General features: G+C 54.9%; 27 protein-coding genes. All 27 read right to left on the bottom strand.

Annotation, left to right across the window (positions count from 1 at the left end; all coding sequences use genetic code 11):
* Positions 1–80: 80 nt before the first annotated feature.
* The 27 genes from fliQ to K6123_RS15445 all read right to left on the bottom strand — a co-directional run bounded on the left by fliQ (position 81) and on the right by K6123_RS15445 (position 26,463).
* Entirely contained in the window at positions 81–350 is a 270-nt protein-coding gene (fliQ, locus tag K6123_RS15315) for a flagellar biosynthesis protein FliQ (RefSeq protein ID WP_221799257.1), read from the bottom strand.
* A gap of 14 nt (positions 351–364) precedes the next feature.
* Positions 365–1,174 carry a flagellar type III secretion system pore protein FliP gene (gene fliP, locus K6123_RS15320; RefSeq protein ID WP_246624825.1) on the bottom strand — a complete coding sequence of 270 codons (810 nt, stop codon included), beginning with the start codon at positions 1,172–1,174 and terminating at the stop codon, positions 365–367.
* A complete protein-coding gene (fliO, locus tag K6123_RS15325) occupies positions 1,171–1,623 on the bottom strand; it encodes a flagellar biosynthetic protein FliO (protein ID WP_221799259.1) in 453 nt (150 codons plus the stop codon). Before fliO ends, fliP begins: the two co-directional genes overlap by 4 nt.
* A complete protein-coding gene (gene fliN / locus K6123_RS15330; protein WP_221799261.1) occupies positions 1,598–2,080 on the bottom strand; it encodes a flagellar motor switch protein FliN in 483 nt (160 codons plus the stop codon). Before fliN ends, fliO begins: the two co-directional genes overlap by 26 nt.
* Before the next feature lie 37 nt (positions 2,081–2,117).
* Positions 2,118–3,086: a flagellar motor switch protein FliM gene (gene fliM / locus K6123_RS15335; protein WP_221799263.1), complete on the bottom strand. Its 969-nt coding sequence runs from the start codon at positions 3,084–3,086 to the stop codon at positions 2,118–2,120.
* A gap of 9 nt (positions 3,087–3,095) precedes the next feature.
* Positions 3,096–3,635, bottom strand: coding sequence for a flagellar basal body-associated FliL family protein (locus tag K6123_RS15340; protein ID WP_221799265.1), 540 nt, complete (start codon positions 3,633–3,635; stop codon positions 3,096–3,098).
* A 396-nt stretch (positions 3,636–4,031) separates the two neighbouring features.
* Positions 4,032–5,312 (bottom strand): flagellar hook-length control protein FliK, encoded by a 1,281-nt coding sequence (locus tag K6123_RS15345; protein ID WP_221799268.1) that lies wholly within the window; start codon positions 5,310–5,312, stop codon positions 4,032–4,034.
* 133 nt (positions 5,313–5,445) lie between these two features.
* Positions 5,446–5,805, bottom strand: coding sequence for an Hpt domain-containing protein (locus K6123_RS15350; RefSeq protein WP_221799270.1), 360 nt, complete (start codon positions 5,803–5,805; stop codon positions 5,446–5,448).
* A gap of 38 nt (positions 5,806–5,843) precedes the next feature.
* The gene (locus K6123_RS15355) at positions 5,844–7,571 is read right to left on the bottom strand and encodes an ATP-binding SpoIIE family protein phosphatase (RefSeq protein ID WP_221799273.1); all 1,728 of its coding nucleotides are present in this window, start codon (positions 7,569–7,571) and stop codon (positions 5,844–5,846) included.
* Between the two features lie 22 nt (positions 7,572–7,593).
* Complete coding sequence (locus tag K6123_RS15360; RefSeq protein ID WP_221799274.1) at positions 7,594–7,899, bottom strand: STAS domain-containing protein; 306 nt, start codon at positions 7,897–7,899, stop codon at positions 7,594–7,596.
* 149 nt (positions 7,900–8,048) lie between these two features.
* On the bottom strand, positions 8,049–9,089 hold the full coding sequence (locus K6123_RS15365) for a protein-glutamate methylesterase/protein-glutamine glutaminase (RefSeq protein WP_221799276.1): 1,041 nt from the start codon (positions 9,087–9,089) through the stop codon (positions 8,049–8,051).
* A gap of 48 nt (positions 9,090–9,137) precedes the next feature.
* A complete protein-coding gene (cheD, locus tag K6123_RS15370) occupies positions 9,138–9,785 on the bottom strand; it encodes a chemoreceptor glutamine deamidase CheD (protein WP_221799278.1) in 648 nt (215 codons plus the stop codon).
* Positions 9,785–10,639, bottom strand: a complete 855-nt coding sequence (locus tag K6123_RS15375; RefSeq protein ID WP_246624826.1) for a CheR family methyltransferase — start codon at positions 10,637–10,639, stop codon at positions 9,785–9,787. Before K6123_RS15375 ends, cheD begins: the two co-directional genes overlap by 1 nt.
* 24 nt (positions 10,640–10,663) lie before the next feature.
* Positions 10,664–13,039, bottom strand: coding sequence for a methyl-accepting chemotaxis protein (locus tag K6123_RS23395; protein ID WP_221799280.1), 2,376 nt, complete (start codon positions 13,037–13,039; stop codon positions 10,664–10,666).
* A 36-nt stretch (positions 13,040–13,075) separates the two neighbouring features.
* Entirely contained in the window at positions 13,076–13,564 is a 489-nt protein-coding gene (locus tag K6123_RS15385) for a chemotaxis protein CheW (protein ID WP_221799282.1), read from the bottom strand.
* Positions 13,565–13,566: 2 nt separating this feature from the next.
* Complete coding sequence (locus K6123_RS15390; RefSeq protein ID WP_221799284.1) at positions 13,567–15,810, bottom strand: chemotaxis protein CheA; 2,244 nt, start codon at positions 15,808–15,810, stop codon at positions 13,567–13,569.
* 6 nt (positions 15,811–15,816) lie between these two features.
* A complete protein-coding gene (locus tag K6123_RS15395; RefSeq protein ID WP_221799285.1) occupies positions 15,817–16,179 on the bottom strand; it encodes a response regulator in 363 nt (120 codons plus the stop codon).
* Positions 16,180–16,256: 77 nt separating this feature from the next.
* Positions 16,257–16,541 (bottom strand): STAS domain-containing protein, encoded by a 285-nt coding sequence (locus K6123_RS15400; RefSeq protein WP_221799287.1) that lies wholly within the window; start codon positions 16,539–16,541, stop codon positions 16,257–16,259.
* Positions 16,542–17,383: 842 nt separating this feature from the next.
* Positions 17,384–17,854, bottom strand: coding sequence for a flagellar export protein FliJ (locus K6123_RS15405; RefSeq protein WP_221799289.1), 471 nt, complete (start codon positions 17,852–17,854; stop codon positions 17,384–17,386).
* A gap of 15 nt (positions 17,855–17,869) precedes the next feature.
* Positions 17,870–19,204, bottom strand: coding sequence for a flagellar protein export ATPase FliI (gene fliI / locus K6123_RS15410; protein WP_221799291.1), 1,335 nt, complete (start codon positions 19,202–19,204; stop codon positions 17,870–17,872).
* Positions 19,191–20,447 (bottom strand): FliH/SctL family protein, encoded by a 1,257-nt coding sequence (locus tag K6123_RS15415; protein WP_221799293.1) that lies wholly within the window; start codon positions 20,445–20,447, stop codon positions 19,191–19,193. Before K6123_RS15415 ends, fliI begins: the two co-directional genes overlap by 14 nt.
* Before the next feature lie 169 nt (positions 20,448–20,616).
* On the bottom strand, positions 20,617–21,627 hold the full coding sequence (gene fliG / locus K6123_RS15420) for a flagellar motor switch protein FliG (protein WP_221799295.1): 1,011 nt from the start codon (positions 21,625–21,627) through the stop codon (positions 20,617–20,619).
* The gene (gene fliF / locus K6123_RS15425; protein ID WP_221799297.1) at positions 21,617–23,314 is read right to left on the bottom strand and encodes a flagellar basal-body MS-ring/collar protein FliF; all 1,698 of its coding nucleotides are present in this window, start codon (positions 23,312–23,314) and stop codon (positions 21,617–21,619) included. Before fliF ends, fliG begins: the two co-directional genes overlap by 11 nt.
* A 62-nt stretch (positions 23,315–23,376) precedes the next feature.
* Complete coding sequence (gene fliE, locus K6123_RS23555) at positions 23,377–23,613, bottom strand: flagellar hook-basal body complex protein FliE (protein WP_246624847.1); 237 nt, start codon at positions 23,611–23,613, stop codon at positions 23,377–23,379.
* Positions 23,614–24,666: 1,053 nt separating this feature from the next.
* On the bottom strand, positions 24,667–25,404 hold the full coding sequence (locus tag K6123_RS15435) for an alpha/beta hydrolase (protein ID WP_246624827.1): 738 nt from the start codon (positions 25,402–25,404) through the stop codon (positions 24,667–24,669).
* A gap of 103 nt (positions 25,405–25,507) precedes the next feature.
* A complete protein-coding gene (locus K6123_RS15440) occupies positions 25,508–25,858 on the bottom strand; it encodes a hypothetical protein (RefSeq protein ID WP_221799299.1) in 351 nt (116 codons plus the stop codon).
* A gap of 140 nt (positions 25,859–25,998) precedes the next feature.
* Entirely contained in the window at positions 25,999–26,463 is a 465-nt protein-coding gene (locus K6123_RS15445) for a hypothetical protein (protein ID WP_221799301.1), read from the bottom strand.
* Positions 26,464–26,478 lie beyond the last annotated feature (15 nt).

Consider the following 26,478-nt stretch of genomic DNA (forward strand, 5'->3'; position numbering starts at 1 on the left):
TGACGCTTGTGGAAGATATCAGTGAAATTGCAAAGGCTGTGCCCAAAGGACTCAAAGATAAGCAGGCCCTGGCGCAGATATCAGCCCACCAGGAAAGGAATATTCATATAGAGGTCGCGGGTGTAATCGATCACCATGCCCACCGCCCAGGGGCCAAGGAAGATAATCGCCAGCAGGGTGACGACCAGACGCGGCAGAAAACTGAGCGTCTGTTCGTTAATCTGGGTTGCCGCCTGAAAGGTACTGACGATCAAACCAATGATCAGACTCGGCACAATAATCGCCACCACCAAAATCAGCACCATGTACATGGCCGTGGTAAACAGATCACCAATATCATTTGGGCTCATATCGGATTCTCCCTCTAGATCGTCCCGAAGGAATTGGCCAGCGTACCCATAATCAGCGCCCAGCCGTCGATCAACACAAACAGCATGATCTTGAATGGCAGCGAGATAATGATCGGCGACAGCATCATCATACCCATCGCCATCAGAATACTGGCGACCACCAGATCGATGATCAGGAAGGGAATAAAGATCAGGAAGCCAATCTGGAAGGCGGTTTTCAGTTCACTGGTGATAAAGGCAGGAATCAGAATATGCAGCGGCGTCTGATCGGCCGATGGAATATCGTCACGGCCACTGATGCGCACAAACAGATCAAGGTCGTTTTCACGGGTCTGGCCGAGCATAAATTCGTGAATCGGCACCACTGCCCGTTCAACTGCCTGCACCGAGGTAATCTGCTCATTCAGATAAGGCTGCAATGCATCGGCGTTAATCACCCGGAACACCGGCATCATGATAAACAGCGTCAGAAACAGCGACAGCCCGATCAACACCTGATTCGACGGCGTTTGCTGCAAGCCAATGGCCTGCCGCAGAATCGCCATCACCACCATGATACGGGTGAACGAGGTCATCATGATCAGCAACGACGGCAGCACCGACAGCAGCGTCATGATCGCCAGAATCTGCAGGGTGATGGTGTATTCGCCGCCAGTTTCGGTGGTCTGGTAGACCAGTGCCGGAATGCCCAGGCCACCCAGTGCCTGCAAGCCGCCGTCAGCCGCTGTGTCCCCCGCCTGATCCGCCGCCCAAACCGGCATTGCCAACAGCAGCGGCACCAGTGCCGCCAGCCACAGCCATCCTCTGCGAACGCCTGTCATCATGCCTTGACCGCCTTTTTTAATAGTTCTTTAAAACTGGCGGGCGCTTCGCTGGCGGTTGCCAGCGGCTCATCCAGTTCGGTCAACAAATTAATTTGCTGAGCCGTAATCCCCAGCACCAGCTGTTTGCCACCCACTTCAACCACCGCAATCCGTTCCTTCATCCCCAGCGCCTGACTGGCCACCACCCGGATCGGCTGCTTGCCACCCTGAAAAGCGGCCATACCACCACGGGCACGCAGTCGCTGCGCCAGCCAGGCCAGCAACAGGATCAGTCCCAGCACCAGCACCAGAAACATCGCCACCTTGCCGGTCGCGGCCAATGGATTGGGGCCAGCTGGCTGGCTTTTGGCAACAGCGTCTTCAGCGGCCATCACCATGGGCGACAGCCAGGCAGCTGCCACGGCCAGCCAATAACAGCCGGTCTTAACGCAGGCGTTGAATACGTTCACTCTGGCTCACCACGTCCGTCAGACGAATACCGAATTTATCGTTCACCATCACCACTTCGCCGTGGGCAATCAGGGTGCCGTTGACCATCACATCGAGCGGTTCACCAGCCAACCGGTCCAGTTCCACCACCGAACCCTGGTTGAGCTGCAGCAGGTTACGGATTGGAATCTGGGTGCTGCCGACTTCCATCGAGATACGCACCGGAATATCCAGAATCACATCCAGTTCCGGGCCATCCGGGTTCAGGGTGTGGCGGCGCCCCTCATCTCTCAGTTCTTCCAGCTCGACCCGCTCACCTTCAAATTCTTCTTCCTCGTCCGGCATATCATCACCAGACTCGGCCATGGCTGCAGCCCATTCGTCCGCCAGAGCCTGATCATCGGCACCGGCGGCGATTTCGTCAGCCAAAGCCTGTGGATCCAGTTCATCAGGGCCGTTTTTCTTGTCATCACTCATAGGGTACTCCCGGCAGCAAACGTGCCTTTATCGTCGGTTAGCGACGCTTGCTCTTGATTTGTTCAGATATTTTGACGGCCAGGTTTTCACCGGAAATGCCCAGACGGCCGCGCAATACCGGCACACCGTTGGCCTGTAAGGTAAACAGCTCCGGCAGTTCGATAGGAATCACATCACCCTTTTTGAAGTTGGCCACTTCGCGCAGGCTGATCATGCGTTCGGTCAAAGTGCCGTGTAGGGGCACCGTAGCTTCGAGAATGTCTTCCCGCAGCGACTGCAACCAGCGTTCGTCAACCTCGTCGACGTCACTTTGGACACCGGCATCGAGGATTTCGCGGATCGGCTCAATCATCGAATACGGGAAAGTCAGGTGCAGATCGCCACCACCACCATCCAGTTCGATGTGGAAAGTACTCACCACCACCACTTCACTGGGGCTAACGATGTTAGCCATCGCCGGGTTCACTTCCGAACCGACGTATTCGTAATCCACTTTCAGTACCGGCGCCCAGGCTTCAATCATGTCGTTGAACACCTGACCCAGCACCAGCTGCACCACGCGGATTTCAGTGGGAGTAAATTCACGGCCTTCGATCTTGGCGTGACGACCGTCGCCCCCAAAAAAGTTATCCACCAGCTTGAACACCAGCTTGGCGTCGAGAATAAACAGCGCAGTGCCGCGTAACGGCCGCATTTTCACCAGATTGAGGCTGGTCGGTACGTAGAGGGTATGTACGTACTCACCAAACTTCATGATCTGCACGCCGCCCGATGACACATCGGCGCTGCGACGCAGGAAGTTAAACATGCTGATACGGGTATAACGGGCGAAACGCTCGTTGATCATTTCCAGCGTTGGCATCCGACCACGCACAATGCGGTCGTTACTGGTCAGATCGTAGGAGCGCACTCCCTCGGCATCACTGGGATCTTCCGGCTCAACCGCACCGCCATCCACCCCGTGAAGCAACGCATCAATTTCATCCTGCGACAGTAAATCCTGCACTCTGATGTCCTACTGCATTACAAAATTGGTAAACAACACAGATTCCACATCAGCCGGCGCAGTTTGAGCCACCCGTGAGAGGGTCTGTGTTATTCGGTTGTAGATCGCCTGCTGCAAGGCCAACCGGCCCTCGTTAGTGCGCAGGCTTTCAAATTCCTGTTCGCCCAGAGCCCGCAAAATCTCGTTGCGAATCATGGGTTCGTGCAAGGTCAGCGCGTCGACAACCGTTTGCTTGCGGGTCATGACTTCGATGCTGAGCTGCAAATATCGCTGCCGTGGCCCAACCTGATAACTGACGATAAATTCCGGTTTCAGCATCACATAAACGGCAGGGATAGCGGGTTCTTCCGGCTTGGCAGCCTCTTCTGCCACCGCAGCAGATTCTTCAGCAGCGGTATCATCACCAGCCAGAAGAAAAAACCAGGCTGCCGCACCACCGCCGCCCAATACCAGCAAGGCCACCACTATGATGATGATCAGCTTGAGCTTGCCTTTTTTGCCCTTGCCTTCATCACTACCGTCGAACTTGAGGTCCTGTTCGTCTGCCATCAATTTCTCCATTCACTCCAGACAGGTTGAACCCGCTGAATGTCTGGTTGCTGTTATCTGATCAGCAATTGCTGTGCCAGCGATTTTCGTCAAAAAATTGCCACTCTGATCAGGCTCTACGCGTCAAATATCAACCTTAAAAACCGCAGGCGAGACGCACTAACAAGTGTAGTAAAGGCGCAGCAAGTTGCAGGGGAGATCAGTCGGTGAGGAGGAGAGCAGATGGGCGGACAAGCCCGGATTTATGCAGGCAGCACTACTGGATTCACGGCTGTAAAGATTCTGGAGCAGTGCGTTTTCAGGAAACGGCACAGCGGTATGCAGGTGAGACGCCTGCGCTCCCGATCTGCTTTCAGATCCAGATTGCAGGCGACCTATTGCTCAGAGCTCAAACGATCAGGCGTACGTACTAACCAGACGGTCATCCTTGAGACTCACGGTTTGCAAAGGCTCGTCCTGATCGGCTGTCAATTTACCGTCAGCGAAACCATCAGCCAACGAACCGCCGGAACCAGAATCCTCGCCCATGCCGGACTGTCCATCACTCCCCTGTTGACCGCCAGACTGTTCCGACACATCAAAGGACGCCAGTGACAGGCCCTGGCCATTCAATGCATCGCGCAAACGGTGAGCCTGGGATTCCAGTACTTCACGAACCTGAGGATTATGCACATGAATCTGCACATGGGCCTGATCATCACGGTCGACCGTCAGCTGGATTTCCAGCGCGCCCAGTTCTGGCGGGTCCAACTGGATACGGGCCTGCTGAATATCCTCGGCAATCATGGTCGCCAGACGTCCGCCCAGTGCCGGGCCCCAATTGTTCTTGTCGCTACCAAATTCGAGCATGTCATCCATATCCGCCCGCTCACTATGTAACAGCTGATCAGTTACCGGCAGATCCATATCGATCATGCTGTCGGCCGGACTCTCATTAAATGGCTGGTTATTATCACTGGCGACCGCAGCGGTTTGGGCATTATTGGAGATCAGCTGACTGGTGAGCTGGGAAGCTGCCGATTTGGTCGAGGTTGGCGTGATGCTGTCATCCAGACGAACATCGTCTGCCAACGCAGTTTGCAAATCATCACTGAAATCGTCCACCACAGCAGCAGGCTCTGGTTTGTCGGCATTAGCCAGTTTGCCTTGCAGACCAGACTGAGTCCCCTGCCCTGCAACCGCCATATTCGCCACCAACGACGATGGCCCCGATGCTTGCAGCGGGTTCTGATGCAGAGGATTCTGATTCAACTGAGCAGCGTTCGATGTGATATCCACTGGCCCAGCCGTCATCCAGCCAAACAAGACAGCGGTGCCGTCATCCTCGCCAATCTCGGTTGCGCTTCCATCAGCCTCATCAGCAGCATCGCCGGCAAGATCGGTTTCGGCCTCGCTGGCCAGGGCACCCTCAAGTGCCAGTTCACTGAGATTACCGCCAGCCTTGATCTGATTCAGCACATCTTCGCCGCTCAACAGGTTAGCAGCGGCAACGTCTGGCTCCCCAGCGGCAAGGTTTGTTGTAGGCGGCAAGGCTGCCGCTGGCGGAGTCTGGTTGAGACTGGCGTTGACCAACACTTCACCAAAACCACCAGAGCCCCCGCCAACACTGGGCTGAGCCGGATTAGCGGCGGGCTGTAGGGAGGCAAAGATATCGGACGCTAGTGAAGGCACATTCATGCTCAACTCCATAAAAAAACCGGTGCAATAGGCTATTTATGGAATCAGCAAGTTACAGGCCAGGTTGAGGAAATTATTGGGGGCGGCAATATGAATGCTGGGTACGGCCCCCGGCAGATCAAACGTCGGTATTTCACAGCCCGTCGTCGATGACCCGCCGCACCGCCAGGTATTCGGTTTCAACCTCGTCCAGCAAACGCGTCAGCAATGGCCAGTCGTATTGACTGGTTTCTGATGCACTGCGCAGATGATCTTCCAGCTGACGGTTGTATTCGGACAGGGTTACCGCACAAACATTGCCGCTGGCTCCCTTGAAGCTGTGCGCCTGCGACATCAACTCGCCCGCCAACTGTTGTTGCAGCGCGGCCTTCATCACCGGCAGTCGTTCTTCAGAGTCGGCGACAAACAAACCGATCAGCTCATCAAACTCTTCTTCCATTACATCTTTCAACAACTTGAGCGAATCTGCATCGAAGTGCACAGGTGATGACATCCTGAAAATCCTTGTGTCTGAGAGTTAACTGCCAGTGCTCAGGCTCGTGTTGCCGGTATCGGCCAATGAATCACAGCTTCGACGACGTTGCCCTTACCAAGATACTCGACCGATTCACAAATCCGGTGAATCAGCGGGATACCACGGCCACTGTACTGGCCAGTTCCTGCCTGTTGCAAGGCCGCCGCATTCGCCGCCAACATGGCTTGATAGTCAAAACCCGGACCACTGTCTTCGAAACGTACCCGCAGCAACCCGGCCAGACCATCGCCCTGATGCTCCAAATGAATTTTGACCTGCCCCTGCTGCAGCTCGGCGATGCGCTGACCACGTTGACGATAATATTCGGTAAAACCGGCCGGAGTTTGTTTGAGCGCCGAGTCCAGTTCCAGCACGCCATGCTCGAAGGCGTTGGAAAACAGTTCAGACAGCACGGTGTAGAGCTGGCCACTCATCATTTTCAGACCGGGTACTTCGCTGAGCACATGCATCACCACCGGCAGCGGATTGAAATTGGCGAGACTTTGTGACCCCAGCCGATATTCAAATGACCAGTCCATCGGGCCATTCTTGCAGGCCAGTGTGCGATCAATCTCGGGGGTGGTCTGTTCGGGTGGCTCAACCATGCAGATTTCCGCCAGCGTGATGTCGTCATCACGGGCAGAATCGCCCTGGTATTCATCCAGCGCCAGCCGGATGGCCGGAAAGATGTCATCCGCACTGGCAGCAGTACTGATCACATCAAACAAACGCGGCTGACCAAACATCTCACCCGCCGGGTTACGGGCTTCCAGAATGCCGTCAGACCAGAGTAAAAAGCGGTCGCCATTAGCGAGATTAAACTCCTGCAGCGAATCGCGAAAACGGGTATCGCTCAGTACTCCCAGGGGCAAATGGCTGGATCTCAGTTCCTCCAATTTGTCGGTTTGCTGGCGATACAGGTAGCAGTCGGGCACGCCACCCATCCAGAGACTGGCGGTCTTGCGCTCGAAGTTCATTTCGACCATCACTGCGCAACAGAAGAACCCGACTGGCAAAATTTGTTTCAGGCGGAAGTTAATCTCCCGCACGATGTCGCGCACGCCATAACCCTTGTTGGTCATGCCGTAAAAAATCTCTGCCAACGGCATAGCGCCAATCGCCGCAGGCAGGCCGTGACCCGTAAAGTCTCCCAGCAGCAGGTTCATCGAACCGTTGGGCTGGCGCGCGGCCAGCAATACATCGCCGTTAAAAATGGCCAGCGGTGATACCAGATAACGGATATTGTCGGCCGACAGACAGCCCTGATGCGCAACGTTGTCGAATACTGCCTTGGCAGCTTCCTGTTCGCGCATCATGTGTTCGTTGTGGCGAGCAATGGTGTCGCGTTGTTGCTGCAGCGTGTAATGCATTTCCCGCATGCGGAAAAAGGCGTGCACCTTGGCTTCCAGCACCACCGGGTTGTAAGGCTTGTTGAGGAAATCGTCACCGCCGCTGTCTAGGCATTCCGCCAGCCCGTAAGCGTCGGTCAGTGAGGTCAGAAAGATAATCGGGACAAAGTCTTCACCTGCAGCATCCTTGATCTGCAAGGCCGCCTGTTTGCCGTCCATTTCCGGCATCATGACATCCAGCAGCACCATTTCAGGCAAGTGCTGCCGGTACAACTCAACGGCTTCACGGCCATTAACGGCTTCAATAACCCGATGCCCCTGCTTTTGCAGAATGCGGCCGAGGATCTTGCGGTCGACCTGGTTATCGTCAGCGATCAGAATCTGTACTGAAGACATGGCCGGATTCCCCTGTCTGGTTTCAGGCAATCACAAACAGTTGTTCGAAATTGGAAATCGCGAGGATTTTTTTCACGTCCGGATTGCAGTTGGTGATGCTGATATCAGCGTTGTCACCACCTGCGTAGTCACGCAGTAACAACAACATACCCAGCGCCGAACTATCCAGATAGGAGGTGCCGCTGAGATCAATCACGTATTTACGTACCGATGAATGAGGGTTCTCGTAGGCATCACGAAATGCCTGATGGGCACTGAAGTCAAAACGCCCGGACACCTGGATTGTCAGCTGCTGGCCGTCGCCAGATACCTTGGATTCGACTGACATTCGCTACTCCTTGATTGGAATATGGATAAAAAACGGTCGCCCTCAAAAGCAGAGTCCATTGCGACCTTTGGCTGCAACAACAGCCTGCCATCAAGCAGGCAAGATTCCTATAGGTTTAGCACATCCAGAGCGGTTCGCACTGCGGATCACTAGAGTTGTGTCATGGTTATGATTTCGCCAGCCACTTTTTCCAGCGCGACCACCTTGTCAGCCGCCGCCATTTCCACCACCGCTCGTGGCATGCCCCAGACCACTGACGAGGCTTCGTCCTGGGCAATGGTGAGGGTGCCGGATTGATGTAACCGTTTCATTGCCGCCGCTCCGTCCATGCCCATGCCCGTCAGCATCACCGCCACCAGCTGCTGGGCTGGCCGCACCGCAGTAATGGCATCAAACATCACTTCGACCGATGGCCGGTGACGGTTAACCGGCGCTGCTGCCGAGAGCACACACCGCACCGTCTGGCCGTCGCGACGGAAGGTCAAATGATTGTCGCCGTGGGCGATGATTACCCGCCCCGGCCGCACTTCAAGACCATCGCAGGCCTCCAGCACTTCCGGCTCAACGGTCTGGTTGAGACGCTGGGCGAACGAGGCACTGAAGACGGCAGGAATATGCTGGGTAATCAGAATCGGCGGACACTGGGCCGGAATCCGGCTGAGAACAGCCTTGATGGCTTCGGTACCGCCAGTCGAGGCCCCCAGCACAACCCAACGCTTGAAGTCGGCCATTGCCGCCAAAGGCTGTGGTGAAAAGCGTACCTGATGGCTGGTTTGTAACGGTCGTACCCGTGCTCCAGCAGCCATTTTGACCTTGTCGACCAGTTGGCGAGAAAAACTTTCCAGCGCTTTCTCGCTGTCGATCTGGGGCTTGGCAATATAGTCAATGGCGCCGATTTCCAGCGCCTCCAGTGTCACTGGCGCACCTGCCTCGGTGAGGGTCGAAACCATCACCACCGGCATCGGCCGCAGCCGCATCAGGTTACTGAGAAACTGGATACCGTTCATGCGTGGCATTTCGACATCCAGTGTCAGCACGTCCGGATTCAGTTGTTTGATCTTGTCGCGGGCAATCAGTGGATCACTGGCGGTTCCAACCACTTCAATACCGGGCGCAGCTTCCAACACCTGGGTCAGCATTTTGCGAATCAGAATCGAATCATCGACGATCAGCACCCGTATATCAGCCATACAGCCAAACTCCAGAAGATTGCGGCAAGTACACCGCGGTAAAAACGCTTAAAACAAGTCGATGGTGCCAGCCGCCTGCACAGATTCTTTTTGTACCTGCGAGCGGTAACGCTTTTCGCGATCCAGCAGCGTGGTGTTTTTCATATCGCGAATACGACGCACCTTGGCGGAACCGGTATCCGCGAAGTACAGCACCTTGCGGGCGTATATATCGCCAACATCAGCAGCCGTAACCTTGAGCCCTTCATTGGCCAGATAATTATAGGCAAACAGAATATTGCGCTGGCCGATGTCTGACATGGCAGCAAACATCTGACCGCCGCCAAACAGTTTGACCTCGAGGTTTTCCTTGCGGCCACCGCGCTTGAGGATTTCGTTGATCAGAAACTCCATCGCCCAGTTGCCATAACGGGAAGCTGCGGTGCCCGGATTGCCACCCCAGACGTCAGACGAAAACTCGTTCTGTTCGGGCAACATAAAGTGATTCATGCCACCGATGCCGCGCACCTTGTCGCGGATACAGGCAGCAATACAGGATCCCAGCACAGTCACGACCATTTCGCCGGTGGTTGACACATAAAACTCCCCCGGCAGGATTTTCGCCGCCCACACCTGATGCACGTCATCCCAGTAGCGATTAACGTGCTCAAACCCGGAACTGACCGGGGGCTGGATCGGGCGAATGGATGCATGCATCAGTTCACCTTCCGATAAATAGTTTGGCCCAGTGGTTTAAAACGATCAGACACACCGGCGAGGTTTTCCGAATGGCCAATAAACAGCCGCCCATCCACACGCAAGTGATTGGCAAAACGGTCAAACAACACGCGCTGGGTATCCTTGTTGAAATAGATCACCACGTTGCGGCAAAAAATCAGGTCGAACGGCCCTTTCATCGGCCATTTTTCCAACAGGTTGAGGCGCTTGAAAGAAACCATCTTGCGCAGTTCCGGCACGACTTGTACCGACTTTTTATCGGCACTGAGCAGAAAGAACTGCTTGCGCAGCGCAGCATCCAGCTGAGCGGCATGGTCAGCGGGGTAAATCCCCTGATGACCGGTTTCCAGCACGTTGGAATCGAGATCCGTCGCCAGTATCTTGATGTCCCAGTCAGACGGAAATCCCGCCCTCTTGATGGTCATGGCAATGCTGTAGGCTTCCTGGCCAATCGAACAGCCAGCCGACCAGATCCGCAGCTTTTTGGTGCCCGCATTGAGCTGCCGTAATTCCGGCAGCAGCTGATCCTGCAAATAGTGAAAGTGGTGAGGTTCCCGAAACAGCGAGGTAAGGTTGGTGGTAATGGCATTGATAAAATTGCTCATTTCCTCCCGGCTGTGCTGCTCCAGATAGGCCAGATAGGCGCTGAAACTGGACAGCCCCAGCGACCGAATCCGCCGGGCAATACGGCCATAAACCATATTGCGTTTGTGCGGCCCGAGCACAATGCCGGTATGCTCACTGGCGAGCCGGGAGATCTGTTCGAAATCCCGGTCGGACATATAAAACTCGTTAGATGAGCTGCTTTCCGGCGTCGTAGTCTCTGGCTTCATTCTCCCTGGCTCGGCCCCCATACATCAGAACTCCGCCCAGTCATCATCGTCATCCATCACCGAAAAGCCGCTGCTCTTGGCCGGTGCACTGGCAGCCTTGCTGGCAGGTTTCGCAGCCACTGGCGCAGCCTGCGGTACTGCACGGGCGGCCACACTGGCATTGCCCATGTGTTCGCCGGTGGTGAAGAACTCCATCATTTCCATCATCGAGCGGGACTGCTCTGCCATGGCTTCGCCAGCGGCCGACGCTTCTTCAACCAGCGCGGCGTTCTGCTGGGTCATTTCGTCCATCTGGGCCACGGCAGCGTTGACCTGTTCAATACCGGATGACTGCTCGCGGGCAGCGGTACTGATTTCACGGATCATCTGCGATACCCGATCCACCGACTCAATGATTTCGTTGAGCGTACGGCCGGACTCGTTCACCAGCGCCGTACCGGTATCAACCTTGTCGACGCTGTCGCGAATCAGGTCCTTGATCTCTTTGGCGGCACCGGCGGAACGCTGGGCCAGGTTACGAACTTCGCCCGCGACCACCGCAAACCCACGGCCCTGCTCACCGGCCCGGGCGGCCTCTACCGCAGCATTGAGCGCCAGCAGGTTGGTCTGGAAGGCAATTTCGTCGATCACACCAATAATGTCGGCGATCTTTTTGGAAGCCGTGTTGATCTCTTCCATCGCAGTCACTGCCTTGCTGACCACAGCGCCACCGGTGGTAGCCTTGGTCTTGGCGGCCGAGGCCAGTTCGTTGGCATGCACGGAGTTGTCGCTGGTCTGTTTCACCGCACTGGTCATTTCTTCCATGCTGGAAGCGGTTTCTTCCAGGCTGGAAGCCTGCGACTCGGTTCGGCGACTGAGGTCGGCGTTACCCTGGGCAATTTCGTTGGCGCCGGTCGATACGGTCGAGGCGGCTTCACGAATGCGGGTAATAATGTCGGTCAGGCGTTCAACCGTGCTGTTGGCATCCTGTTTGAGCTTGTCGAAGGAACCTTCGTATTCGGCATCAATGGTGCGGGTCAGATTACCGTGCGCCAGGGCGTCGAACACCCGGATGGTGTCGCTCACCACTGCATCGGAAATCGTCAGCAAGCGGTTGAGACCATCACCCAGATTACGGAAGAAACCTTCCTTGTTTTTCAGCTCAATCCGGCGTGACAGGTCGCCCTTGCTGGCCGCTTCAACAATCGCGTCGATTTCCTGTTCGGTGCGCACTTCTTCGGTACGGTCGACCCACTCAACGATGGTGCCGATACGTTCGTTGCTGTCGTTGAAAATCGGGTTGGCAGACAACCGGAAGGTACGGCCGCCAACGTGAATCTGGGTATTAAAGGTCGACTTCATGGCACCGACCAAATGGCGCTGGTGAGCCGGATTTTTGTGGAAGATGTCGATGTTCTGGCCAACCAGCTTGCTGGCATTAAAGTTCGGCAAGTCGCGTTTCAGATCCGCCTCGGCATTCTGCATCATGCCCTTGATGGCCTGGTTCATGTAAATGATGTTGAAATCGTTGTCGGCGATCATGGCGTTAGTGTTCACCACATCCAGTGCCTGCTTGACCCGGGCGTTGGCGTCCGCCTCGATTTGCTCCTGCTCCTGACGACGCAGCTCTTCGGTCACATCAACCCACTCGACCACAGTTCCCAGCCGCTTGCCAGCGCTATCCAGCCATGGCGAAGCCGTCAGGCTGAAGGTCAGGCCTGAAACCTTGATCTGGGTTTTGAACGCATCCTGCAGCTTGGCCAACATGCCGCGCTGATGGGATGGCTTCTTGTGGAAAATATCGACGTTGGTACCGATCAAGCGGTCAACATCAAATTGCGGCAGCGCTGTCTTCAGCTCCTCCTCACGGCCCTTGAGCATCTCGGTGATCGAGCTGTTCATGTAGACGATGTTGAGGTCGTTGTCGGCCAGCATCACATTGGCCTGACACAGCATCAGGGCGTTAGCGATATTGGCGTCTTTCAACGCCTGCTGGGCCGCGTTTTTCTGCTGGGTCACATCCGTTGCATATTTGACCACCTTGTAGGGTTTGCCAGCGACGTCAAAAATCGGGTTGTAGGAAGCCTGAATCCAGATCTCCTTGCCGCCCTTGCCGATACGTTTGTATTCCGCCTGCTGGAACTCACCGCGATTGAGGCGATTCCAGAAGTCGGTGTACTCCCGTGTCTCGACGAAAGCCGGGTCCACAAACATGCTGTGATGATGACCCTGGATTTCATCCAGCCGATAGCCCATCACGGCCAGAAAATTCTGGTTGGCCGTCAGGATGGTTCCGTCCATTTTAAACTCGATAACCGCCTGGCTTTTATCGAGTGCATTAACCCTGGCCTCCAGCTCACGCATCTTGTCGAGTGAAGCTGTGTCTGGCTCAGCAGCAAACAGTTTGTTGAGGAAACCCATAACTTCCATCCTTCCAGCAAAACCGGAGTGTTCCGATTAGAGGTTAAGCTGACCCGGTACGCTCAGCAGCGACTCGACATCCAGCAAAATGACCATCTTGTTGTTTACGTTGACCAGCCCATCCACAAAGCGGGAGTTCTCGTCTTCTGTCAGTTCCGGCGCCCGGCGGGTGTCCACCCGCGCCACGGTGTAAACGTCTGATACGGCGTCCACCACAATGCCCATCACCCGCTCATGGGGCGTATCGACCTTGAGGATAATCACCACGGTGACCGGGCTGTAATCGACCACCTGCAGCCCAAAGCGGGTACGCAAATCCATAATTGGCACTATGGTGCCGCGCAGGTTGATCACGCCCTTGATATAGGCAGGCGCATTGGGAATCACAGTGGCGTGTTCCCAGCCACGGATTTCCTGCACTGCCAGAATATCGACGCCGTACTCTTCACCCGCCATGATGAACGTCAGGTACTGTTGTTCGTCCTGCGCCACCTCTTCGGTGGCCATTGCATCTATTGCTGTCATCGTCAGGCTGCCTTGTCGGGGCCGGACGTGCTTGTCCGGGCTTCAAGTTTTTTGCCAATGCCGGAGATATCGATAATCAGCGCCACCGTGCCATCGCCAAGGATGGTGGCGCCGGATACTCCCGCCACTTTCTGATAGTTCTGTTCCAGGCTCTTGATCACGACCTGCTGCTGGCCGAGCAGATCGTCGACCACAATGCCGATCTTTTCGTTATCGCCTTCCACCACCACCAGCATCGGATCATCAAAATCATCACCGGCGCGGCGCAGATTGAAGACCCGGTCGAGGCGCAGGATCGGAATGTATTCGTCACGCAGCTTCATCACTGGCTGGCTGCCAGAGATATTGTTGAGTTTCTGCTTCTGCAGCTGGATCGATTCAACGATGGAAACCAGCGGGAAGATGTAGGTCTGGTTGCAGACCTTGACCAGCTGGCCATCCAGAATCGCCAGCGTCAGCGGCAGCCGAATCACAAAGGTCGAACCCGTGCCACGCTGGGATTTCACCTCAATGGTGCCGTTCAGTTCGTTGATATTGCGGCGTACCACATCCATACCGACACCACGGCCGGAGATGTCACTGACCTGGTCGGCAGTGGAAAAACCCGGCAGGAAAATCAGCTGGTGAATTTCTTCTGAAGTTAATGACGCCTCGGCTGGCACCAGCCCGCGCTGTTTGGCTTTCGCCAGAATCTTGTCTTCGTTCAGACCGGCACCGTCGTCTTTCACTTCGATAACGATATTGCCGCCCTGATGGAATGCATTCAGCGTAATGGTGCCGCTTTCAGGCTTGCCCGCTGCCTTGCGTTTTTCGGTGGTTTCAAGGCCATGGTCGAGGGAGTTACGCACCAGATGCACCAGCGGATCACCGATCTTTTCCATCACGGTTTTATCCAGCTCGGTGTTTTCACCCAGCATCACCAGATTGACCTTTTTACCCAGCTGGGTGCCGAGATCCCGCACCAACCGAGGGAAACGACTGAAGGCAAAGCTGATCGGCATCATGCGGATTTTCATCACGCTTTCCTGCAGCTCGCGGGTGTTCTGTTCCAGCTGGGCCAGGCCTTCCTGAAGCCGCGCCAGCCTGCTGAGGTCAAAATCCTGCCCCAACTGGCCCAGCATCGACTGGGTAATCACCAGCTCGCCAACCATATTGATGAGGCTGTCGACCTTGTCGATGGAGACCCGAATCGAGGAGTTGTCGCCACCACGTGATGGTTTGGCTTTGGCAGCAGCCGAATTGTTGGCAGAACTGTTGGCAGAAGCTGCAGTTGGTGCGGCAACCTCTGCCACTACCGAACAGGCATCCACAGTGGGCTCGGCTTTGGCTGTATCTGTAACAACGGTGTCTTCAACCGCTGTTGCGTTTGCCACTTCATCCGCAGCTTTATTAGCCGTTTCATCAGTGCTGTCGGCAGCAGCTTGTAGCTCAGTGGCAACGACAGCATCACCTTCCTGATCGCTTTCAGATTCCTGACCTAACGGGATATAGTCGATCTGGCAGTCGTCTTCGACCCACTCAAATACGGCCCGCAAGTCGGCTTCCGCCACCTCGCCATAAACACGAATGGTCCAGCTGAGGTAACACTGCTCGGGTTCCAGCGCCGAAAATTCCGGCAAGGCACTCTGGTTGACCAACACCTCAATCGGCGTTTCGGTCAGCCCCTGCAGCTCGCGGAACATACGGAAAGGTTCATTACCGGTCTGGAGAATATCCAGCGCCGGTACAAAACGGATTTTCCAGCCACGCGGGCTGGCGCTTTCATCCTGTTCCGCTTCATCAACGCCGGCACCGCCGCCACTACCATTGCTGGCTGCGCCGTCATCGGCACCACTGGCCGAACTGACAACCGGCTGCTGGCCCGCCAGAATCGCTTTCAGCTGTTGCTTCAGCTCACCGGCACGGGTCATGTCCGGCTGATCACCATCATTCAGGCTGGTCATCATGGCCCGCAGGCAATCAACGGTCTGCAGGAACAGATCGACGTGAGTCTGGGTCAGCGCCCGCTGACCGGAACGAATTTCATCCAGCAGGGTTTCGACGTCGTGGGTAAATTCGGAAATCTGGACAAACCCGAAGGTACCCGCCCCACCCTTGATGGAATGTGCCGCACGGAAAATGGTGTTGACTGTCTCGGCATCGACACTGTCCGGTGACAGATTCAGCAGTTCACTCTCCATTGCATCCAGCCCTTCGAAGCTTTCCTCGAAGAAGACCTGATGAAATTGAGACAGATCGATGCTCATAGACACTTACCCCAATACGCGCTTGATCGTGCTCAGCAACTGTTCAGGATTAAACGGCTTCACAATCCAGCCGGTCGCTCCCGCCTGCTTGCCTTGCATTTTGACGTCACCGGCAGACTCTGTAGTCAGCATCAATACCGGCACAAACTTGTAATCGGGCAATTGGCGTAATTCTTTAACCAATTCGATGCCATTCATGTTCGGCATGTTCACATCGGACAGCACCAGGTCATATTTGCGCCGTTTGGCTTCCGCCAGAGCCGCTACGCCGTCTGCTGCTTCCTTGACGTCAAAACCGGCACCCTTGAGGGTAAACGCCACCATCTGTCGCATGGATGCAGAATCATCAACCGCCAGGATACTCGCCATATATGGCCTCCATTATTTGTTTCAGGACCGGGAAACCGGTCAACTCGCCCCTAACCGGGCTGGGGTTATCGAAAAAGTCAGTCGGTTGCCAACAGCAACGCAGAGGTAAGGCCTAGCAGTTTGCTGGTGTCACGCACCACATCAGAAACTCCTTGCCAGCTGATCTGTAATCCAGCTGCCTGGACGGTCTGAACCAACGCCAACAGCAACTGCAACCCGGCGGTGTCGCAATACTGCACGTCATCGGCCTTGAGGAAGATATCTTGAGCATCTCGCACGGCTTGCTCCATTTCTTGATGCAGGGCTTCGACGCATTCAATGCTCAAGCGGGTGCCGCAATCGATTCGAACGGACTGGCTCACTGTGACCCCCAAAACTGGTTAACCTAAAAATAAGCGTAGACCGATAACGACAAGCCGCTAGCGGTTGCGCGATGTTTTTACGTCTGAAACGGCTCTGCTGATCGGAATCAATGAGTTGAGTGATGGACGGACAATGTCAGCGAATGGGCCAGAAAAGCCCGGCTTCGCAGGGGAAAAGTGTCTCACCTGCCGGGAACAACGGTGCTTGGCTCTGGCAGGCAAGGCATGCCTTGCCCCTACAAAAGGATAATAACGTCCATTGGCCAAACGGGAGCGCAGGCGTCCCGCCTGCATGGGGTAGCCGCGCTGACAGCTGTTGCAAGGTCCCGGCATGCAGGGACTACGGCGGTAACAAGAACGCCAGCCTGAGCCGGTTCTTCGGATGCCTATGACGATGCCGCATGGATCCTGAATCGCTGCGCGTTCAGGATGACGGCGAGTGTTTCGAGGTGAGGGTCGATCAATGAACAGCGACAAGAACACGTCTTCCCGGACGAGCCTGCGAGATCCGGGATCCATGCTGCCGGTTTGCATTCAATGACGTATGGATCCTGAATCGCTGCGCGTTCAGGATGACGGAGTGCTTGAGGAGACGGGGTTGGCAAGGCATGCCTTGCCCCTACGACCATACCCTGGCAACGGAATAATACTCATATCTATTGTAGGGTCCCGGCATGCCGGGACTACGGCGGTAACAAGAACGCCAGCCTGAACCGATTCTTCGGATGCCTAGACGATGCCGCATGGATCCTGAATCGCTGCGCGTTCAGGATGACGGCGTGCTTGAGGGGGTTGGCAAGGCACGCCTTGCCCCTACAACGGGATCATAACCCCAGCCTGGATCAGCCCTGGCGATTCAGAAACGCCTTGCGGTTGGCCCATTCGTCGGCCTGACGCTGTTCCTGTTTCGCCTGTTGCTGGTGAAATTCCAGATCCAGCTTGTCCATCAAGCTGGCGAGGCCGTCGGTTTTGCTTTTGAGGGCCAGATAATGCTGCTGGGCCCGTACAATACGCGCCTTGAGCTGTTCAATCTGGCGACTCTGGGCCTGTCCCGCCTGTTCGATCTGGCCGAGGAACTGCAGCAAATTCTGGATATTCGAGCCCGTCAGCGATGCCTGCCCCGGCGTTGCCAGCTGCTGACGGTAGTCGTTGGCGTATTCCTGCAGCTGTTGCTGCTGGGCCAGCTCCTGCTGTAACTGCTGCTGCATGCGACCCCATTCCGCCAGGCCCTTTTGCTCGGCCTGCTGGGCCTGCAGCCAAACCGGAATCAGGCGTTTGGCGCGCGGATGAAAACGCGGTTCTACATCAGCCATGGCTCAATTCACTCGTTATTTGTTTTGCGGCAGGGCCGGAATCAGTTCTTTCAGGGCCGCTTCACAGGCAGCCAGATCAGAACCTTCGTCGAGCCGCTGACGCAGCATGGCCTTGATCTTCGGCATCCGCTCCATTGCCAGTTCCAGCAATGGGTCGCTGCCTTTCTGGTAGGCACCGACGCTGATCAGGTCCTGATTTTGACGGTAATGCGCCACCAGCTGTTTGACAAACATCGCCCGCTGTAACCATTCCGGCGCAACGATGTGCGGCATCACCCGGCTGACCGAGGCTTCAACGTCGATGGCCGGATAATGACCTTCTTCCGCCAGTCGCCGCGACAGCACAATGTGGCCGTCAAGAATTGCCCGGCTGGCGTCGGCAATCGGATCCTGCATGTCATCGCCTTCACTCAGCACGGTATAAAACGCCGTGATCGATCCACCACCGGGCTCGCCGTTGCCGGTCCGTTCCACCAGCTTTGGTAACTTGTTGAACACCGACGGCGGATAACCCTTGGTTGCCGGCGGCTCTCCCACCGCCAGCGCAATTTCACGCTGGGCCTGGGCATAACGGGTGAGTGAATCCATCAGCAGCAGCACCTGTTGGCCCTGATCCCGATAGAACTCCGCCACCGAGGTGCAATACTGGGCGGCGCGCAAACGCATCAGCGGTGAGTCGTCCGCTGGCGACGCTATCACCACCGAACGCTTGAGACCTTCCTCACCAAGAATATCGTCGATAAATTCCTTTACCTCCCGGCCCCGTTCACCGATCAGCCCCACCACCACGATGTCGGCGTTGGTGAAGCGGGTCATCATGCCCAGCAGCATCGACTTACCGACACCGGAACCGGCAAACAAACCAATCCGCTGGCCACGGCCAACCGTCAACATGCTGTTGATGGCGCGAATACCGACGTCCAGCGGGGTACGAATCGGGTCGCGTTTGAGCGGGTTGATCGGCACGCCGTTGAGGTGGCCTTGTTCAGGATTATCCAGCGGCCCCTTGCCATCTAACGGTCGTCCTGTGCCGTCGACGACCCGCCCCAGCAAGCCAAAACCAACCGGCACATCCGCAGCGCCGTTCAAGGGCCAGACCCGCGCGCCGGGGCGCAGGCCATCGACCTGTTCAATTGGCATCAGGAAAATACGTTGACCGTCGAAGCCCACCACTTCGGCTTCGATACGGTCGTTAGGGCCACGATCAACCGCACAGCGGTCGCCAATACGGACGTTGATGCCAACGGCTTCAAGCGTCAGCCCGACCATCCGCACCAGCCGACCGCTGCTGGCAGGCTGCCAGGCGACTTTGGGGACGTCAAACTGCGACCAGCGCTCAGACAGTTTCATCGTCGTCGGCCCTGGTAGCAGGATCAGCTGAGTCTGGCTGCGGCTTGCTGGTTGTTTCCAAATCGCTCAAGGATTCATCTAACGAGGTATCAGCAGGTTCGTCTGCAATGTCGTCCAAAGAGTCATCCGAAGCGACTTCTGTTTGAGTTTGTTCAGGCGCTTGCGGTGATGACTCTGCGGCAAGTTCGGCTGCCTGTTGTTCTGCTGCTTCTTGTTCAGCTTGCAGATGCTCGGCTTGCAGATGTTCTTCGAACGCCTGTTCTATATCGGCATCCAGCTGCTGTTCCAGCTCAGCTTCGTCCGGTACATTCTGACGCAGGGCCGGAGCCAGTTGCGTCAGCAAGGTTTGCAGGTGTTCCTGCACTCTATAATCAACCCGGCTGTCAGCCGTTTTTACCTGACACTCGCCAGCCTTGAGATTCTTGTCGATGGCGAACTCCAGCTGTTCGCCAAAATCCGCCAGTTGGCCTTCCAGATGCGAGGCATCATCGGCGGCAACATACACTTTGGCGTCGGCCTCACTGCCTTCCGGCAACTGTTGCAGCGCTTCACGAACGTACTGATACACACCACGGGCACCGTCAGCCAGTTCGTATTTGAGTACCTGCTCGCAAGCCCCCACCACCAGCGCTGCCAGCATTTCGGGCAGTTCGGCATCGCGTTCCAGCAGCGATTTACGCGCCAGCCTCTGCAAACCGGCAAAGCGATCAGCCAGCTCTTTCACCTGCGTCTGCACGGCTTCTTTGGCTTCTGCTTCACCGGCAGCAAAACCCTTGCTGCGACCTTCTTTTTCGCCCTGTTGCAGACCTTCGGTTTTACCCTTGGCCAAACCTTCCTGATAACCTTTTTTCTCGCCGGTTTGACGGCCTTCCACCAGACCTTGTTCAAGGCCTTCGTTGTAGGCTTCACGGCGGATGGTTTCGAGTTCTTCGGCGGTTGGAAGCTGTACGGCTTCAGTGATTTCTTCAGCCACTTTTTCAGCCACTTTTTCAGCTAGTTTGGCTGGGACCTGTTGCGGTTGCCGTTGCGGTTCAGGCGCTGCTTTCTGGGCTGATTTGGCAACGACAGCAGCGGCTGCCGCTGCCATCCGCGCGACACTGCGTTCAGACAAGGCCAGCGCGGTGCTGTCGCGCTCGACCTTGTGCACCACGTCTTCGGTCCAGAACGGCAGTTTCCAGGGACGCGCCTGGCTGCCGCCGCCCTTTTCCAGCAAAGGCTCTTTGGTTTTTTCTTTGTCAGCCATGCACTAACCCCTTACTGACCTTAATGCTGTTTACTCAAGCCCCTTTAGCCCAAATCATCATCCTGAACTGCTTGAGCCGCGCTGGCTCAGGATCCCAAAGCCCAATGGATCCCGGATCTGCTTCGCGTCCGGGATGACGTATATTTGTTAAATGAGCAGTAAGCTGCTTTTACAGCATGGCCTCGCCACCACCACCCAGGTTGATTTCGCCAGCATCGGCGAGACGGCGGGCAATGGTGAGGATTTCTTTCTGGGCCGCTTCCACTTCGCTGACCTTGACTGGCCCCTTGGCGTCGAGGTCGTCACGCAGCAGCTCGGCAGCACGTTTGGACATGTTGCGGAAGATCTTTTCTTGCAAGGTGGTGTCGGCACCTTTCAGCGCCACCACCAGCAGGTCGGTAGAAATTTCTCGCAGCAACGCCTGAATGCCACGGTCGTCGACGTCGACCAGGTTGTCGAACACAAACATCAGATCCTGAATCTGGGTTCCCAGGCCTTCGTCGATTTCGGTAATACGTTCCAGCAGTTCCGCCGCCATGGCACTGTCGACCATGTTGACGATATTGGCCGCCACCTTGACGCCGCCCATGGTGGTGGTCTGGGTGCCGGTCTTGCCAGAGAATTGACGCTCGAGAATATCGTTCAGCTCTTTCAGTGCGGCTGGCTGCACCGCTTCCAGCGAGGCGACGCGCATGATGATGTCGAGGCGCACCTTTTCATCGAAGTTGGAGAGGATTTCAGCCGACTGATCGGCGTCCAGATACGACACCACAATCGCCTGGATCTGCGGGTGTTCGTGACGGATAAGGTCGGCTACCTGACGGGACTCCATCCACTTGAGGGAATCCAGACCCGAGGTGTTACCGCCCAGCAGAATACGGTCGATCAGGGCACCGGCCTTGTCGCTGCCAAGCGCCTGGGTCAGCATGTTGCGAATGTAGTCGTCGGAACCCAGCCCCATACCAGTCTGACCGGATACGGCTTCCAGAAACTCCGCCACCACGCCTTCAACATGGTTCTGTTGCACGTTGGTGAGCCCAGCCATTGCTGTACCCACCTTCTGAACCTCTTTCGGGCCCATGTGCTTGAGAATTTCGGCAGCGTCTTTTTCGCCCAGACTCATCAGCAGAATCGCTGCGCGTTCAACTCGAGTCAGGTCACCCAGTTCATTATCGGCCATTGTCTTCGTTCACCCATCTGATTACGACTTGTGCCACGCGGGCAGGGTCTTCAGCGATCAGGCCTTTCAAGGCGTCGAGCTGGCGTTCATAACTTTCTGACGCACCGGGCAGCAGCAGCTGGTCCATCCCGGCGATGGTGACGCGTTCGTCATCCATACCGGAGTCGGCATCTTCCAGTTCTTCCAGCAGCACAGCGTCGTCCTGCTCGCCCTTGTTGGCGAGGCTTCTGATGGTTGGGCGCACGACACCAAAGATCAGAATCAGGATAAACAAGCCAGCTAACACCTGCTTCATGATTTCCCAGAACCAGGGTTGGGTCCAGAAATCCGGCTCGGTGGCCTCAAGCTGGCCCTTGCCCATGAACGGCGAGTTGATCACGTTAACGCTGTCGCCACGGGAAGCGTTAAAGCCCACCGCGTCCTTGACCAGAATTTCCAGTCGCTGAAGATCATTATCTGTCCATGGAGTGTAGACGGTTTCGCCGTCGGCATTGACGCTCTCGCGATCATTGACTACCACAGCCACTGTCAGACGTTGCAGGCGGCCAACCTGATGCTGTTTGAAGCTGAGAGTACGGTCGATTTCATAGTTACGGGTCGCTTCAGAACGGGAGCGGCCAGTTGACGAACCTGCAGCGCCAGTACCACGAGCCTGCTCCGGCACGGTTGGATCGGCTGGCGGCTGGTTCGACAGCGCACCGGGAATACCGCCATTAACCTGGCCCGCATTGGATTCGTCGATCAGCTGCTCACTGCGCAGCGCAATCAGATCCGGGTTATAGAGTTCTTCCGCCTGTTCCAGGCGGGTGAAGTCGATATCGGCAGACACTTCGGCCTTGTAGTTATCGTCGCCCAGCACCGGTTGCAGAATATTGTTAACCGCCTGAATAACGTTGTTTTCAACTTTCTGGGTGTATTCCAGCTGTTTGGCGGCCAGCATTTCTTCGCTGGCCTGCTCTTCTTTTGACAGCAGGTTGCCGTACTGGTCGACCACAGAGACATCATCGCGGGACATTTCACTGATGCTCGACGCCACCAGATTGACGATGGCTTCAACCTGATCCTTGCTCAGGTCACGACCCGGAAACAGCTCCAGAAACACCGACGCGCGGGGCTTGCGCTGGTCACGTACAAACACCGACTGCTTCGGCAAAGCCAGATGCACGCGGGCGTTACGAATCGATTTAACACTGGCAATGGTGCGCGCCAGCTCACCTTCCAGACCACGGCGATAACGGGCGTTTTCAATAAACTGGCTGGTGCCCAGCGAGCTGTCCTTATCCAGCACTTCCATACCAACGGTTTTATCGTCGATCAGCGCCGCTGCCGCCAGTTTCATACGAGCTTCGTGTAAATCACCGGCTTCCACCATCAGAATCTGGGTGCCCGGATCAATTTCAAACGGAATCCCCTCACGCTGCAGGACTTCAATAATTTCCTGGGCGTTATGATCCTGCAGACGGTAAATCAGCGGCTTGTAGGAAGGCTCCTGCGACCAGATCATAATTGCCGCTGACAGCGCAATCACCAGCGCAACACCCGCGATGGTCGCAATCTGGCGCGCCATCGGCAGCTTGTTGAAACCCAACAGCACCGGGTGACCGGAATTCGCCGCCAGCTGGTCGGTCTTCTGGCGATCATTGTCGCCTGCTGGCACGTCGTCAGCCTTGGCAGGTACATCAGCCATGGAAGCTCCTCCGCGATGGGTTAATGAATGGGGTCTGGACAGCGGTCATCGTCGGCATTCCGTTACAGCGGCATATTCATGACGTCTTTATAGGCTTCGACCAGCTTGTTACGAACCTGGGTCATAGCCTGAAAAGACACCGATGATTTCTGCATGGCGATCATCACTTCCGGCAGATCCACCTGAGGATCACCCTGCTCGAAACGGGTCGCCAAATTTGTGGCGGCTTGCTGGGTGCGGTTCACCGAATTGATGCCGTTGGCAAACATGGTCTGGAAATCCGGTACCGTCTCGTCCATACGTGGACGCTCGGTCGCTGGCGCGGCATTTACCGCCTCCAGCTGCTGCGCCAACTGCGCCTGAAAACGGCTCGGATTAATACCGCCAATCTGACTGCCAGGAGTCACAGAATTGACAGCCGGGTTGGCAACACGATTCACCTGGTTGTTCTGGCTGCCAACCAACTGCTCCTGCTGCGCCAACAGCTGGCTTTTCACCTGCCGCATCTGCATCAGAACCGAGTTCACATCCACACGATCAACCATAACTCTCCCCTTGAATTCGTCGTCGACTCTTTTTTGACGTCCGCCAGAAACCGGCGAAGTTTTAAGCTGAAGATCGACGTCTTTTTGGCGTTTATGCCGAAAAATTTATCTACTGAGAGAGATAGAGCAACTAACTTGCCAGCTTTGCCGCATGGCAATCAGAAATGGGCAAGGATTCGCCGCTGATCAAAAAATCCCTATATAAATCAGTCAATTACAGGGTGAAATTTTTTCAACCAAAAGACCGAAGGTTGACGCCAGAACCACTATTTTCACAGCCTTGCCGCTGCCTAAGGAGATTTTGACGAAAGGACTTCACCGGCGGACGCTGGCTGAAATGGAATGCCATCCGTTTAATAACCGAGCCTGAAAGCCGAACCTCTGTAGGAAGGAATTTATTCCCGAAACCCGAAGTGCCCGCCCTGTAGGTCTGATAAACGAGCGCAGCGAGAGCCGTCTGACAACGGCAATAACCGATTCGACAGCGCCGGAAGACAGGCATAAAAGCCGAGTCTGTATAGGAGGGAATTTATTCCCGAAACCCGATGTGCCTGCCCGTAGGTCTGATAAACCAGCGCAGCGAGAGCCATCTGATAATGGCGATAACCGAATCGCCAACGCTGGAAGGCAGGCATAAAAGCCGAACCTCTGTAGGAGGGAATTTATTCCCAAAATCCAAAGTGCCCGACCCGTAGGCCTGATAAACGAGCGTAGCGAGATCCATCAGACAACGGCAGAGACGGAATCGCCAGCGTCGAAAATCGCGGCCTCAATCAGGTTCGCCGTAGGCATCACCTGAATCTATTTTTACACCCGCAATTGGCACGATGTATTAGTCAACCAGCCACGAACAATACGCTGAATACTCGTTTTGAGCCATTTCGGCCCCAGATCTGAAATATCATTATGCCGAGCGTTCGGAATTTTTACGATACAGCTTCCATATTGGGTTTGTTCAGCTTCAGATGGTAAAACGCCAGCATCAGCCTCAAAATCGCTGGCACGGACGGACAGAACAGCAATTGATCCGGATCGTGGCAGAGGAACCCGTCGGTGATCCAGAGTTATAAGACCGCCAATAAACTCAGGTGATTCGTTAGCCAGCCAGGCAGATATATCGCCACCATTCGAGTGTCCAGCAAGCAGAAGATGATCGAAGTTGTACTCTGGATTTTTGCCACGAAGAACATTTCGAACAACTTTCAACGTGTCAGAGCCACGTCGCCAATTCTCCGACCGGGTTTCAAGCAGATTTCCTGATACAGACAGAGGAGGATCACCAGGAAGTTCATGGCCTATAGCAACAACCAGATATCCAAGTTCAGCGAACAGATCTGAGAGAAAATGATATTTGGTGTGAGAAACACCATAACCCGCACTAAAGAAAACAACTGGACATTGCGACTCTACTGAGCAGTTGGATTTTTCCAAAGGAAAAGATATTTCAATTGGTATTACTCTATGTCTGTCCGTATCAACAATGCTTTCTTCGGCACTTATATGTGAAGACATCCCAAAAATCATTACAGCAAATATTCGATTCATACTATTCCTTGTAGATAATACGTCCAGAACACAGGCCCAATGTAAGCACGAGGCGCTGAATTACAGGTCTAGTCCCCAAATGGATAGCGTAGTTTTAATGTTTTTATAGCTGCCAGAAGATTTCATTGCGCAAGCTTCTAACAACCTCGACTTTAGGTCCTGCTACGGCAGCATATACAAAAGTTCCTTCGGGAACCTCAACGCACTTTATAGCTGCTCGGTTATTGCTGAAATTACCATATACGTAGGTTCCATTTCGAACGACCTGCGAGAAACCCAATGAACTCAATATGGACTCCCCTTTTGTGGCGCATAAATCAGAGGTAGTTTTAAGGAGCTTGTGATCAGACCACAAATGGGGAGAAAACTCCTTTTGCACCGTAACCGTTTCTATTTCTTTATTGCTTGCGCAAGCTGTCAAAAAAATAGCCAACCCCACCACCAGATATTTCATTTCTTTCTCCTTGAAAATAAATAATTCAATGTTAAATGGTGAGCAACACTAACCAATAAACTTAATTCTTTGTACCCCATACACTAAAATTAATTGTGACTGATGTCACCAACTCTTGATTGTGATCTTGCCGTTGCTTGTTATGAGTTTTTAACATCACTAATGTGCTTGCAAGTACGAACATATAGAAAAGCAAGCCAGATTTGAAATGGTATTGTATCGGCTGGTGTACTGACAATATATTGATCCCCGGGAAACGTATACATGTAGTAAGCAACCAAAGCTATAGACATCGGTATTAGCAGTGCGATAAACCTGATTGCGACCACAAAGTTAATGCTGAAAAAACGTCCGAGAAAATCAGAGCCATTGGCACCACCATTTGCTTTGTACGCGAAGAAAGTACCTGCAATAGGAATTATGATATTACCAATTGAATCGACTAAATCCCAGATATTAGGATTTTCAACTGGCATGTACATCATAACTTCCATACCGATAGCACTCAGACCTAAGTATAGGAATGCATAGATGAAGCGATCATTTTCCCTGAAATCACTTGCTCTTATATCTTCCTTTAATTCTTCTATTTTCCAAAAGTACATCGATGCTTCCTATGA

It is taken from the genome of Oceanobacter mangrovi (assembly GCF_019740315.1).
Lineage (GTDB): Bacteria > Pseudomonadota > Gammaproteobacteria > Pseudomonadales > Oceanobacteraceae > Oceanobacter > Oceanobacter mangrovi.

Bases quoted from the DNA above. Each gene is read 5' to 3' on its own strand.
- K6123_RS15405 (WP_221799289.1), bottom strand. From the start codon at position 17,854: ATGGCTGATGTAGAACCGCGTTTTCATCCGCGCGCCAAACGCCTGATT.
- fliP (WP_246624825.1), bottom strand. From the start codon at position 1,174: ATGATGACAGGCGTTCGCAGAGGATGGCTGTGGCTGGCGGCACTGGTG.
- fliG (WP_221799295.1), bottom strand. From the start codon at position 21,627: ATGGCCGATAATGAACTGGGTGACCTGACTCGAGTTGAACGCGCAGCG.
- cheD (WP_221799278.1), bottom strand. From the start codon at position 9,785: ATGCATGCATCCATTCGCCCGATCCAGCCCCCGGTCAGTTCCGGGTTT.
- K6123_RS15390 (WP_221799284.1), bottom strand. From the start codon at position 15,810: ATGAGCATCGATCTGTCTCAATTTCATCAGGTCTTCTTCGAGGAAAGC.
- K6123_RS15340 (WP_221799265.1), bottom strand. From the start codon at position 3,635: ATGGCAGACGAACAGGACCTCAAGTTCGACGGTAGTGATGAAGGCAAG.
- fliI (WP_221799291.1), bottom strand. From the start codon at position 19,204: ATGAAACTGTCTGAGCGCTGGTCGCAGTTTGACGTCCCCAAAGTCGCC.
- K6123_RS15445 (WP_221799301.1), bottom strand. From the start codon at position 26,463: ATGTACTTTTGGAAAATAGAAGAATTAAAGGAAGATATAAGAGCAAGT.
- K6123_RS15385 (WP_221799282.1), bottom strand. From the start codon at position 13,564: ATGACAGCAATAGATGCAATGGCCACCGAAGAGGTGGCGCAGGACGAA.
- K6123_RS15415 (WP_221799293.1), bottom strand. From the start codon at position 20,447: ATGGCTGACAAAGAAAAAACCAAAGAGCCTTTGCTGGAAAAGGGCGGC.
- K6123_RS15375 (WP_246624826.1), bottom strand. From the start codon at position 10,639: ATGAAGCCAGAGACTACGACGCCGGAAAGCAGCTCATCTAACGAGTTT.
- K6123_RS23395 (WP_221799280.1), bottom strand. From the start codon at position 13,039: ATGGGTTTCCTCAACAAACTGTTTGCTGCTGAGCCAGACACAGCTTCA.
- fliN (WP_221799261.1), bottom strand. From the start codon at position 2,080: ATGAGTGATGACAAGAAAAACGGCCCTGATGAACTGGATCCACAGGCT.
- K6123_RS15365 (WP_221799276.1), bottom strand. From the start codon at position 9,089: ATGGCTGATATACGGGTGCTGATCGTCGATGATTCGATTCTGATTCGC.
- K6123_RS15345 (WP_221799268.1), bottom strand. From the start codon at position 5,312: ATGAATGTGCCTTCACTAGCGTCCGATATCTTTGCCTCCCTACAGCCC.
- fliF (WP_221799297.1), bottom strand. From the start codon at position 23,314: ATGGCTGATGTACCTGCCAAGGCTGACGACGTGCCAGCAGGCGACAAT.
- K6123_RS15440 (WP_221799299.1), bottom strand. From the start codon at position 25,858: ATGAAATATCTGGTGGTGGGGTTGGCTATTTTTTTGACAGCTTGCGCA.
- K6123_RS15360 (WP_221799274.1), bottom strand. From the start codon at position 7,899: ATGTCAGTCGAATCCAAGGTATCTGGCGACGGCCAGCAGCTGACAATC.
- fliQ (WP_221799257.1), bottom strand. From the start codon at position 350: ATGAGCCCAAATGATATTGGTGATCTGTTTACCACGGCCATGTACATG.
- K6123_RS15435 (WP_246624827.1), bottom strand. From the start codon at position 25,404: ATGAATCGAATATTTGCTGTAATGATTTTTGGGATGTCTTCACATATA.
- fliE (WP_246624847.1), bottom strand. From the start codon at position 23,613: ATGGACGAGACGGTACCGGATTTCCAGACCATGTTTGCCAACGGCATC.
- K6123_RS15350 (WP_221799270.1), bottom strand. From the start codon at position 5,805: ATGTCATCACCTGTGCACTTCGATGCAGATTCGCTCAAGTTGTTGAAA.
- K6123_RS15355 (WP_221799273.1), bottom strand. From the start codon at position 7,571: ATGTCTTCAGTACAGATTCTGATCGCTGACGATAACCAGGTCGACCGC.
- K6123_RS15395 (WP_221799285.1), bottom strand. From the start codon at position 16,179: ATGGCGAGTATCCTGGCGGTTGATGATTCTGCATCCATGCGACAGATG.